We start from the raw sequence: 12,087 nt of genomic DNA, 5'->3' as shown, positions 1-12,087 counted from the left end.
TGTTTAGTTTGAAAAATTGCAAATTTACTAATTTTGTGCAAAATATCTAATACTGCTTTTATTTGATTGTGTAATTAAATACCAAGCTGAGCTATTTTTTCTCCGTATTTTTCTTTTACTGCGTCTAGTGCGTGTTCAGCGTTTCTCATGCGCGTAGTTGAATTAAGTGCAGTTGCGCTAACTAATGCACTAGCATCAGATTTAGTACTTCTATCATCTTCTTCAAGAATATCGTTCAATGAAGGTTGTATAAGTGTAGTTTTGCTTGAAACTAAATTGCTTGCTGTTATTCCTGCAAGTCTTACAGGGCTTAGCAAACATTTGCTATCGCCTCCGATAGCATAATTATGTACAACAGGATTTGCGTCGTTTAGAAGTGCGCTAGCCCGTTTATACATTTCATGTGCAATATCGGTAGGATTGCGCAAAGTCTTTGAACGAGTTACATAATGTAAATCGCTAAAGCGTATTTTTAATGTTAAAGTTCTAGCCATAAGCTCGCGTTTTCGTAATTGTTGAGCCACATCATTGCAGCAGTGTCTGATCAGTCGCTGCACTGCTGCAATGTCTGTTGTGTCAACTTCTAAAGTTTGTTCTGTGCCTATTGATTTTTCTTGTGCGTAGGGCATGACTTGTCGGTCGTCGATACCACGTGAAATACAATAGAGTGTTCGTGCGGTAATTTTTGACCCAACAATACGCATCAATGTTGTCTCATCGGTATTTCGCAAATCTTCAATACTGTTAATACCCCATGTGGCAAGTGTTTTAGTTAATGATGGTCCAATTCCCGGTATTGCTTGCAATGGCATTAACGACACAAAGTCGGAGTTGCGACTTTGGGGGATAAGTAGCATGCCGTTAGGCTTTGCGTTTGTAGACGCCATTTTTGCAATAAGTTTATTGGAAGCGATCCCCACTGAACAAGTGATATGAAACTTTCGCGCGACTTCGTTTCTTATCCACTCCCCAATGGCGACGGGCGTATGCCAGCGCAGTAGTGCTGAGCGTACGTCCATGTAACACTCGTCAACCGAAACCTGCTCAATTTTGTCGGTTATAAGAGAGAGAACTTCCCGAAAAATTTTGTAGGAAACGGCACGGTAATACGGCATATCTACCGGTAAAAAAATGCCGTTTGGGCACAGGCTTTTAGCTCTTACTGTAGGCATAGCTGAATTTACTCCGTATTTTCGTGCTTCGTAACTAGCAGCTGATACTACAGAACGATTACCTGTTCCAATAATCAAGGGCTTCCCTCTAAGCCCAGGGTTTCGCGCAGCTTCGAGAGACGCGTAAAACGCATCCATATCGATGTGGAGTATTGTGCAGCCAGTTGTGTCATGCCCCCAATCACGTTTTGCTGCAGATACTCGAGGTGCTGTGCTCATATATTGAGAATAGAACAAACGTTCGATTTTGTCTACTGCGTGTTGCAAAACTTTTAGAAAATTTATTACGTAACAACCGATTCTTAGTAAAAGTATTGACTTCGTGTACTGTATTCAGTATGAAGCGAATGGTAGTTAGCATACTAAATCGCATGCCGGTATTACTTATAGTTGTTGTTGAAGCTGCTATGGTTTATTTAGCGACATCGGTAGCGAAAGTTGCGTTTAGTCAGCTTGATCCACTTTACTCAGTGTGGTACCGAGTTGGATTTATGTCGTTACTTTTACTCGCATGGAGAAGACCATTTTCTAAGAATAAGCGTAGTTCTTTGCCGAAAACTATTAAAGAATGGGCTATTGTAGTTGCGGTCGGTATTTCATTAGTAATGATGAATACTATGTTTTATCTTGCTATAAGTTGCATGGCAGTAGGTGTTGCAGTAACAATCGAATTTGTGGGTCCACTTATGGTGGCTGTTATTACTGGAAAAAGTTGGAGAGAAAGACTAGGCATAGTTATTGCTGCATGCGGAATTATTGTGCTTGCTAGCGCGTCTGTGAATGATAAATCTAACGCTAATTTTTTGATCGGTCTTGTGGCAATACTTATAGGCGGATCTATGTGGGGAATGTATATAGTTTCTGGACGTATGCTTGCAAAGGGAAGTAATGCAATTGATCGTGTAAGTATTGCTGCGTTTATAGGATGGCTTCTTCAAACTACTTTTCTTGGAGTGCCTGCAGTGCAGCACGTTATATGGCCTAAGCAGAGTGCAACCTGGGCTGCTGAACCTGGTGGAGCGTTGAAACTGATTGGTTTAATGATAATTATTGCTGTGTGTGCTTCATTCTTCCCAGCATTATTTGATCAGCTTCTTTTAAGAAGAGTTTCTTCAGCAAAGTATTCTGTAATGCAAGCATTATACCCGGCTATCGCTGCTCTTGTTGGTATTAGGTTTGGTGAAATGCCTACTTGGATTGATGTTCTCGGAATGGCTTTAGTAATGTGTGCTGTTTTCATTACATTCTCGGGTGATAAAAATCCTGCTTAATATTTTCGAAATCTACGTATTTGTTTTGTGTAGATACCGTATAAGGTGTGTTGCGTAGGTCTTTTCACAGTCCGCAAGAGGTGCTATAGTTGCAACCTGTTGCGTTATCTCGCACATGTGTTAGATGAAGCAACTGGAGTCATGCCTGAGTGGCCGATAGGGGCACCCTGCTAAGGTGTTAGTCGTGTAAGCGGCTCGAGGGTTCGAATCCCTCTGACTCCGCGATTTTGATGTCTCAGCGGATATGTCCTCATATTCCGCTGAGATTTTTTATTTTTCATCATAGACTTAAGTGCATATTGCCGCTTTGCAGCGCGCGCAGAATACGTAATGTGCTAATGCTCATTTTGGTAATTAACACTTATTTTGATTATTTTCGGACACTGGTGCAGTATGGTTTCTGCGCGAGTGCCTCTGATTATCTATCTTCGGACAATATTGCAGTACAGTTTCTGCAGCAGGGTCTGTTTTGGCGATTTGCTGCGACTTATCAACATAGATTTATATAAAAATGTGGATAACTTAGGCTGTATCCACAATGCAAAAAATATATTTACACATCTTAAATCTTTTTCCATAGTTGACTCATGAGCTCTAAGTATGGTGCTCAGCACACGGAATTTATTCGTAGTGAACAGGTTGGGATAAGGAGATTTAGATGAGACAACATGTAATAAAGCATTGTTCTTATCATGCTCGAAGTAAAAAAATAAGTAGTAAGTACGAAAAAATTACAAGTATTACATCTTCAATAATTGTATTTGTATTTACATTAGTTGCAATGATGAACTGCAATCTTTCTTCTGCATCAGTTGTAGGCGGATATGGATATATGTATAAATCTGGGCATGGAGATTTATATGACGTTAAAGAAGAGTGGCTAGGCGCTGATGATAGGTTTGTAGAATCAGGACGAACGTATTCTATGGAATCTGGGAATACTTCAATAGAGTTAGAACTTGGTACTTGGAAAGAGATGAAAGGAGTAAATGCTCAGGTTGCTGCAACTATGGTGCATAAATACTACTTGGGTGAAGATAATTTAATACACGCTGCTATGGGTTATGCTATTCATGAAAAATTTGATATTAATAAAGATCTTTGGAGAACCATACGAAATATTGGATTTGATGGAATTGAAACAAATGTCGTTGAAAAAGAATCGAAAAGATTGTGGAATGAAGCATATCAAAATACGCCTATTAGGGTCTACGCCAAGCCAGAATATACTGCAGGAAAGGGTAGAGGTGTACTTCATTTAGGCTTACTTAATCCTTCGCAAGGAAGAGCAGCTGGAATATTTGTAACAGTATCATCAAATAACAATTCCTTATCGTTCGCTAATGCTGAGGGAACTGTGACTTTCACTACAACCGATAAAGACACGGATATTTGGTGGACTGCTAAGGAGGATGGAGTTGCTGATATTAGTGTTCAATATAGGGTTGCGATTCCGCAACGTCTCGAGAGCGAACACTACAAGGATGTTTTTAGAGCTCCATTAACTAGAGAGGTTAAAGAGCAAATTACTTTTGATGTAAGTAAAGATAGATTTAAGCCAACTATCGTTTCAAAAGTAAATAAACAAGAGTTAAATGTTGGAGATACTGTAAAAGCTGAAGTTACAGATCTTGTAACAGGAGATTTTAAAACCTGGGATAAAGATACGAAGATTAATGCTCAAGGTTATTTCTTTGTAGGTTCTCTAGATAAAATCATGAAAGCTGCTGAACGTGGGAATGGCGAATCTGCAGCAGATTATGTGAAGCGCATACGTGGTATAGAAGGATTAAAACAGGTAGCGACATCTCAAGCGAATTTCTCGAAAGATAGCGAAACTGTGTCTGTTGTAGCGCATAAATCTGCTGCCGACGCTGATGTTGATGACCCTAAAGCAGAACAATATAAAGTAGGAGCAAATGACGCAGGATTATTTGGATCCTGGGTTTGGGTAATTGACAGTTCTAAGCAGAGTGATAAAGGTAAAAAGCTATTAGAGAGTGATATAACTGGGAAATTAGGCTCTAAAGAATCTACAGTCGCGTATAAAGCTAAGCCAAAATATGTTTCTAAAGTAAAAGAAAATACTGTAGAAGTTGGAAAAGAAATTGTAAACACTATGACAATTTCTGGACTACCTCAAGATTATGGTGAATTTAAAGGCAATGCAGATTATGGGTTTAAATCAGATTCTCAGGCACATATTCGTGCATGGTGGGTTGGCGATGGTGGAACCAATCCTACGAAAGAAGCAAATAATAAGTACAATCCAGCTAGTGAAACTGATGAACCTAAGGCAGATGAACATCATCGCTTGATTAAAGAGTGGACAGTTCCAGCCATGAATGGCGAGTATAAAATCGGCAATGGTGGAATTTCATTCAAATGTAATTCTGAATCAGCTGGCTGTAAGATAAAATCTGCTATTCTTGAAGAAAATGTAAATATTTCTGCGAAAGATAACAGTGGATCTGGATGGTATGTATTTGTTTACGATTTGCCAGACTCGTCACGTGTATCTGCTTTGAAATCTAGGTATAACGATAAAGATAGTAGAGTTTATGTAGCTTCTGCGAATAATGGTTCGAGTGGTGGCGCTCAGTCTGGTGGTGCTCAGTCTGGTGGTGCTGGTACTAGCGGTGCTGGTGCTAGTGGTGCTGGTACTAGTGGTAATGCTGCTCCTGGCGGTACCACGTCTGGTACGCAAAATGGTGGTAATCAAAATGGTGGTTCGCAACCTGGTGGTGCTGTAAAGCCTGGAACTGGTTCTCAGAATGGTGGTTCTCAGAACGGTGGCACTCAGTCTGGTGGTGCTGTAAAGCCTGTGTCTGGTTCTCAGAATGGTGGTAATCAGAGTGGTGGCACTCAGTCTGGTGGAACTCAGTCTGGTGGTGCTCAGTCTGGTGGTGGATCTGCTGGGACTAAGCCTGGTACTACAAATCAGAATGGTGGTGCTCAGAGTGGTGGAGCTCAGTCTGGTGGCACTCAGTCTGGTGGTGGATCTGCTGGGACTAAGCCTGGTACTACAAATCAGAATGGTGGAGCTCAGTCTGGAGGTGCTCAGTCTGGTGGTGTAGCTGGAACTAAGCCTGGTACTGGTAATCAGAATGGTGGTAATGCTGGCAATGCTGCGTCTGGTACGCAGAATGGTGGTAATCAGAACGGTGGTTCTCAGAACGGTGGTTCTCAGTCTGGTGGTTCGCAACCTGGTGGTGCTGTAAAGCCTGGTACTACAAATCAGAATGGTGGTAATCAGACTGCTGGTAATCAGAATGCCGGTAATGTTCAAAATCTAGGCCCTGTTAGTGGCAACGGCAACAGCAACGCAAGTGGTAACACGAGCGGTAACGCAAGTGGTAGCACAAGCGGTAACGCAAGTGGTAACACAAGTGGTAACACAAATAATTCTGGTAGATATTCTTCGGATCAGCCAGATTCAGAAGATGAAAATGATTACGACTATGGCAAGATGAGTATTTATGACTTATTGCGAGAGTTTGAAAAGAGAAGCAAGAATAATCAAGGCAAACAAGATCCTCGTCATAAGAAAGTAAATAGTAATTCGCAAAACGGAGAGTCTCAGTATGGGGAAAACCAGGAAGGTGAAGCACAAAATGTTGCTAATCAGAATGGTGGCAGCCAAAATGGTGGATCGAGTTTAACTAATAATTCAAATAGTGGTAATCAGAGAGGCAATCAAAGCGAGAACCAGAGCGAGAATCAAAGCGAAAATCAGAAAAACTTTGATTTGAACAACGTTACTTTCAACGATATATTGCGCTCGATGGCAGAAACACTGTACAAGTCCGAAAATGCTGAAAATGGTAAATCGTCTAATAAGCATAATTTTGGCAATCGTACCAATTCTGAAATCGCAGCAGAAAATACGTCAAAAGAAGATAACGATAAATCTGGTAAGCGCATAGAAGAAGATTCAGTAAGTGATTCTGAAGATTCTGGTATTGCTATAAATTCTGGTAAATCTTCTGGCGCTAATAAAAATTCTGGTTCCGTAAAGACTGTGAATTCTGTAAAAGCAAATAATAATCAGGACGGTAACTATGCTCAGGATGATGTAAACGATAAGTTTATAGATTCTAATACTAATAATTTTGCGCACGCTTCCAAGCTTGCAACAACTGGTAGTAGCAGTATTGTATTTGTTATGCTCGCAGTAGCATCGTTTGCAATTGCAGCTATTTTGTCAGCAAGTCGAGCAGGTCATTCTAGTCGCGGCAATGTGAGTAGAGGACTACACAGCGGTTCTCGCAATACGTCACACGCTGCTACTCGTCTTAAAAATTGCACAAATGGATTGACATCCGTACGTTGCGCAATGAATAGAGTTATGAATTGCAAATGAATCAGGTAAATAATTTATAAATAGAAATTTCGGCGCTAGTGTACTTAAGTAAATTTATATATTTGCTTAACAGCTGGCGCCGATTGTTTCATATATTAAATTAGTAAGTGTAATTAATTAGTATTCAATAGTGCAAAGTGCAAAGTGCAAATTTCAAATAAAAGAGTAAGAGTCCTCGCTAAAAATTATCTTAAGTAAAATTAAATTCTTTAGGAAAAATATAAAAATAAGAAAAATTTACTGAATTTTATGCTTAGACTCGCAGAAACTGTAATTATTACTATTTTCTTGTAAATAGTAGTATATTTCTGTTCTGCATAGTGTTAAAATATGCAAAAATTGTTATGCATATTGCGCGGCTATAAACAAGGGGGTCGTGTAATTGTATAACATGCAGAACGAACTATATTATTCATAACATTTTATAGAGGAATTAAATGAGTGAGTGCGACGTGGATATTGATAATTTGTTAGTGCGCGTTCATCGTGTGCGAGGACAAATTAATGCTATTGAAGCTATGCTCAATGATGAAGCGTATTGCAATGATGTTCTTATGCAGCTTTCTGCAGCTACAGCAGCTTTACGTTCGATAGCTGTTATAGTTGCCAGGAAGCAAATTGAGACTTGTGTAAAAGATGCAGTAAACGCTAATGATGAAAAGAATACTGATGAAAAGGTTTCGGAAATATCATTGGTCGTTGACAGGCTACTGAGATATGAAAAGTCGTGAAAATTATATATTTTTTTACGAAATAAAGTAATAATAATATAACGTATTTAATAGCATTAATAGATAAATAATAGATAAGTAAAATAGATATATAAGATAGATAAGTAAGATAGATAAACATAAGTGTTGGGGCGCTGTTGTTACTGTCGGATACTTTGCTAAACTGCATCAATTAAGCGCTAATCTACTGAAATAAAGCAAAGGTAGTAAAAGCAAAGCATTCAGATCGTAAAGAGTTGGAAATGACGTCAGGTATATTGCAAGTATGCGTACAGTAACAAACACATCTTTAAAGCCTGCTCACGATGCATTCACAGAGAAAAAATCTGAATTCATAGGTGATATGTGTCATATATCAACATTGGATGAGGCGGCTGAAGTGGTTGCAACAATTCGTGAGCAGCACCCCAAGGCTCGTCATGTAGCGTATGCTGCGGTATGCGGCGATGCAAATGGGCGGCTTTGTGAACGCATGAGCGACGATGGAGAGCCATCGGGAACAGCTGGTAAGCCAATATTGGATGTAATCAGATCAGCTGATCTAACTGACTGTGTAATTACTGTAACAAGATATTTTGGCGGAATCTTGCTAGGCTCAGGAGGGCTTACAAGAGCATATTCGCATGCAGCAAGTTTGGCTTTAAATTCTTCAAACATAGCGGATATAGTTGAGTGCTTCAGGCTAAATTGCGCTGTTGAGTATCAAAATTTGCGTATGCTAAAGCATCTTATTATGAAAGCAGATGGAAGCGTAGAAAATGAGACTTACGGAGTAAATATAAATCTAGATATAATTGTTCCAATAGAGAAAGAAGAAGAATTAGTTACGCAAGTGAAAAATACTTTTGCTGGCACAGTAAAGCTTGTAAATAGCGGTAAGTCGCGTATGATACTTCCAAGAAAGTAACCATAATATAAGCGGAAGGGGATCGGATTGAGTAGCGAAACTAGCGCAACTGTTGAAAATGACAGTAATATATCAGAAACGAAAAATTCGCAAGAATCTGAAGTTCTTTCATCTCAAGAATCAGCAAAATATGATCCTTTAACTGCTGTTTATGAAAAATTAAGACACTCTGAAGATTCTGAAGAACTTCATAAATTTGCTCGCAGAGTGCTTCCGGATCGAAATAATCAAGCAGAATTTTCCAGAGCAACGGCACTTCTAGAGGCTGTGGCGGGTAATTCGTATACTCCGGAAGAAGATAGAATTTATTTAGCAACAACAATGCCATTCCCAAATATTTTGGTGAAACTTTCTGAAGATTCTTCTGACGCAGTAAGGTTAGCTGTTGCGAAAAATACGAATGCGAAAAACTGGCTTGTTGGAAGACTTACTAAAGATAGTTGTCCAGAAGTAAGAGACGCAGCGTTGTGCAATCCAAAAGCATCATGGAAGATGCGATTAGAAGGTGCACAATGTGATGGTGTTGGCGCAAAAACATTGCAATATCTGGCTTCTTTAGGTGTTAGTGAGGAAGAAAATGCTCCTGTAGTTTTAGCAACAATGGTTCGCAGAGCAGTGGCGCTAAATCCTGGAGTATCTCAACAAACTTTACAAACTCTTTGTAACGATAAAGAAGGTGATGTTTATTTAGCTGCTCGCAGTCGTTTCAAGCGTGTCGCGTCGTAGGAATAGCAATAGTTACGATAGAACACATGAATAATAATGTAGAAGAAGAATTCGAATCTTCAACACCATTAAGGCATCTTGCCAAACTTATGGGTATCGGCGTAAAAACCATAGGATCTGATGGTATTGAGCGCGAAGTCAGTGATGATGTACTTGTGTCTGTTCTTAATGCTTTAGGCGTTGATGCAACTTCCGAAAGTTCAATTGAAACTGCAACACAAGAAATTTTGCAATATCGACATGGTCGTCTTGTTGCTCCAACAGTTTTGCATACGGTTGGCCGTGAAGATACGATTTGTGTAAATACTGGTATTCTTGAATATCCAGTAGCTACTTTGACGCTGGAAAATGGCGAAAAATACGAAGGTGAATTAGTTATTAAGCCAAGTAAAGATAGTGCTGCTTTCCCGGTAAATGACACTTTTGTTTCTACGTCTCTTGTTACTATTCCGGCAGATGTACCAATGGGATATCATACGCTCAAGGTTACTGTTGGTGATCGTAGTGAAGAAGCTACTCTTATAAGCGCTCCTGAAAGTATTAAAACCCTGGATTCGTTGGAATCTAATGGTAAGCGTCTTTGGGGATGGATGGCTCAGCTGTATTCAATTCGATCCTCTAAGTCGTGGGGTGTCGGAGATTACGCTGATTTAGCTCAGCTTTTGGTGGAAGCTAAGAAAAAAACTGGCGCAGATTTTGTATTAGTAAATCCGTTGCATGCTGGTGAGCCAGTAGCACCTCTAACTCCTTCTCCTTATTTGCCTGTGGCTCGTTCGATGGTGAATGTAACTTATATTCATCCAGAAAGCATTCCTGAATATGCTGAATTAGATGAAGAAACTCGTAAAGAAATTGATGAGTTGCATAATCAGGTTGAACCATTGAATAATGATGCTCAGATTATTGACCGTGACGCTATGTGGCGTGTAAAAATGCGTGCACTTTGGTTGATTTTTAAGTCAGGTCTCAATTCTGAACGAAGCAAAGATTTCGAACAGTATAAGAAGACTATGGGCGATCGTCTTGAATCTTATGCAGTTTGGTGCCTCTGCTACGACAAGTGGGGTGCTCCTAAGGGGCATGATGATTGGGAAAGTCAACTGCATAAGGATTCTCCAGAAATTAAGGGATTAATGGAAAAGTTCCCAGACACTCTGGAATTCTACCGTTGGCTTGAGTGGATTGCTTTTGCTCAGCTTCATGAAGCTCAAGTTGCTGCTAAAAATGCCGGTATGCGTATAGGCGTTATGGCAGACATGGCAGTTGGTGTTCATCCTGCAGGTTCTGAAGTATGGTGGAACCCAGAGCGATTTGCTCATGGTGCTACTGTTGGCGCTCCTCCTGATTATTTCAATCAGCAGGGTCAGAATTGGTCACAGCCTCCACTTCATCCACTTGAGTTGGAGAAGACTGGATTTAAAACTTATCGTGATATGGTTCATGGCATGTTTGCTTCTGCTGGAGCAGTGCGAATTGATCACATTCTTGGACTTTTCAGATTGTGGTGGATTCCTGAAAATGCAACGCCAAAGAATGGTGCATATGTGTACTATGACTCTGACGTAATGCTTGGAATTCTTGCTATTGAGGCTACTCGCGCTAACGGTGTGGTAGTTGGTGAGGATCTAGGTGTATTGCCATCGAACGCTTTGGGTGCTTTGGCTAAGAAAGAAGTTCTTGGATGCACTGTTGAGTGGTTCGAAGTGGCTGATGGGGTGTTCCGTAATCCAAGTAAGTGGCGTGAGATGACTTTAGCGTCTGTAAATACGCACGATTTGCCTCCTGCTGCTGGTTATTTGAGATACGAGCATGTTGATATTCGTGAACGTTTGCACCTGCTCACCGGTTCTGTAGAAGATTTCCGTGCTGGAGCTGTTGCAGAGCACAGAGCGATGATGAAAATGCTTGTAGAGGGCGGATTCTTGGATGCTGCAATATTGGAAGATGAGAATTCTAATGAGCAGCAAATTATAGAAGCTTTGTACAGAGCTTTGAAAGCTGCGACGTCACGTTTAATTGCGGCATCTATTGTTGATGCTGTTGGCGAGCGTAGAGCGCAAAATCAGCCTGGAACTAACGACGAATATCCAAACTGGCGTATTCCTCTTGCAGATGGAGAAGGTAATCCTGTATCACTGGATAATCTTTTCGATTTGCCGCGATTAAAGTCTCTTTCTGAGATTATGAATGCGTAAGTTTTGAGTATTAAATAATTAAAAAGCTAATTTTCGCCGCTTGTTGACTGTGTATATTGTTTTTTAGTGATTTGCTATAAATAATTTGCTATAGTCTGCAGGCGGCGATATACTTATAGATTGTTGTGTTTCCCTAAGGGGTCCTTCAAAGCGCTTTTCCCACTCGCCATCGAGGACTTTCAGGGAGCCCACGGATTATGAGCAAAGTATTTCCTATAAAACCTAAGGAAACGCAAGCTCGAAACACAATAGAGAAAAGGTACGATTGTGAAGACTTTCACACCGAAACCAGCAGATTTGACTCATGACTGGTACATTATCGATGCCACTGATGTGGTTCTCGGTCGTTTGGCCACTCAGGTAGCCATTTTGCTGCGTGGTAAGAATAAGCCAACATTTGCTCCACACGCTGATTCTGGCAATCACGTTATTATCATTAACGCAGAAAAGATTGCTTTGACTGGCAACAAGTTGAGCAAGGAACTGTATTCCCACTCTGGTCGTCCAGGTGGCCTTCGTCGTGACAGCTATGCAGAGCTTTTGGAGAAGAATCCAAAGCGTATTATCGTGGCTGCCGTCAAGGGCATGCTTCCAAAGAATCGTCTTGCTAAGGTGCAGCTTGATCGCCTCCGTGTATTCACTGGCGCCGAGCATCCACACACTTCGCAGAAGCCACAGGTCTTCGAGATCGCTAAGGTCTCTCAGCAGGCTAAGTGAGATCA

General features: G+C 40.5%; 8 protein-coding genes and 1 tRNA gene. 8 read left to right on the top strand and 1 reads right to left on the bottom strand.

Going from position 1 to position 12,087, the window contains the following annotated elements:
- Nucleotides 1-74: 74 nt before the first annotated feature.
- Nucleotides 75-1,391: a DNA polymerase IV gene (dinB, locus tag ACPFYS_RS02895; RefSeq protein ID WP_427875837.1), complete on the bottom strand. Its 1,317-nt coding sequence runs from the start codon at nucleotides 1,389-1,391 to the stop codon at nucleotides 75-77.
- 119 nt (nucleotides 1,392-1,510) lie between these two features.
- Between dinB and ACPFYS_RS02890 the strand changes: the two genes are divergently transcribed.
- The 8 genes from ACPFYS_RS02890 to rplM all read left to right on the top strand — a co-directional run bounded on the left by ACPFYS_RS02890 (nucleotide 1,511) and on the right by rplM (nucleotide 12,082).
- Complete coding sequence (locus ACPFYS_RS02890) at nucleotides 1,511-2,443, top strand: EamA family transporter (RefSeq protein ID WP_427875836.1); 933 nt, start codon at nucleotides 1,511-1,513, stop codon at nucleotides 2,441-2,443.
- A gap of 135 nt (nucleotides 2,444-2,578) precedes the next feature.
- A tRNA-Ser gene (locus tag ACPFYS_RS02885) sits at nucleotides 2,579-2,665 on the top strand.
- A 559-nt stretch (nucleotides 2,666-3,224) separates the two neighbouring features.
- Entirely contained in the window at nucleotides 3,225-6,806 is a 3,582-nt protein-coding gene (locus ACPFYS_RS02880; protein ID WP_427875835.1) for a hypothetical protein, read from the top strand.
- Between the two features lie 437 nt (nucleotides 6,807-7,243).
- Nucleotides 7,244-7,537 (top strand): metal-sensitive transcriptional regulator, encoded by a 294-nt coding sequence (locus ACPFYS_RS02875; RefSeq protein WP_427875834.1) that lies wholly within the window; start codon nucleotides 7,244-7,246, stop codon nucleotides 7,535-7,537.
- A 256-nt stretch (nucleotides 7,538-7,793) separates the two neighbouring features.
- Nucleotides 7,794-8,444 carry an IMPACT family protein gene (locus ACPFYS_RS02870; RefSeq protein WP_427877616.1) on the top strand — a complete coding sequence of 217 codons (651 nt, stop codon included), beginning with the start codon at nucleotides 7,794-7,796 and terminating at the stop codon, nucleotides 8,442-8,444.
- A gap of 69 nt (nucleotides 8,445-8,513) precedes the next feature.
- Complete coding sequence (locus tag ACPFYS_RS02865) at nucleotides 8,514-9,170, top strand: AbrB family transcriptional regulator (RefSeq protein WP_427877614.1); 657 nt, start codon at nucleotides 8,514-8,516, stop codon at nucleotides 9,168-9,170.
- Between the two features lie 26 nt (nucleotides 9,171-9,196).
- A complete protein-coding gene (gene malQ, locus ACPFYS_RS02860) occupies nucleotides 9,197-11,365 on the top strand; it encodes a 4-alpha-glucanotransferase (RefSeq protein WP_427875833.1) in 2,169 nt (722 codons plus the stop codon).
- A 267-nt stretch (nucleotides 11,366-11,632) separates the two neighbouring features.
- Entirely contained in the window at nucleotides 11,633-12,082 is a 450-nt protein-coding gene (gene rplM, locus ACPFYS_RS02855) for a 50S ribosomal protein L13 (RefSeq protein WP_427875832.1), read from the top strand.
- Nucleotides 12,083-12,087: the final 5 nt, after the last annotated feature.

This window comes from Gardnerella sp. 2492 (assembly GCF_050320365.1).
Taxonomy (GTDB): domain Bacteria; phylum Actinomycetota; class Actinomycetes; order Actinomycetales; family Bifidobacteriaceae; genus Bifidobacterium.
The sequence above is the reverse complement of the archived record's forward strand: the minus strand, read 5'-3'. Positions and strand labels throughout refer to the sequence as shown.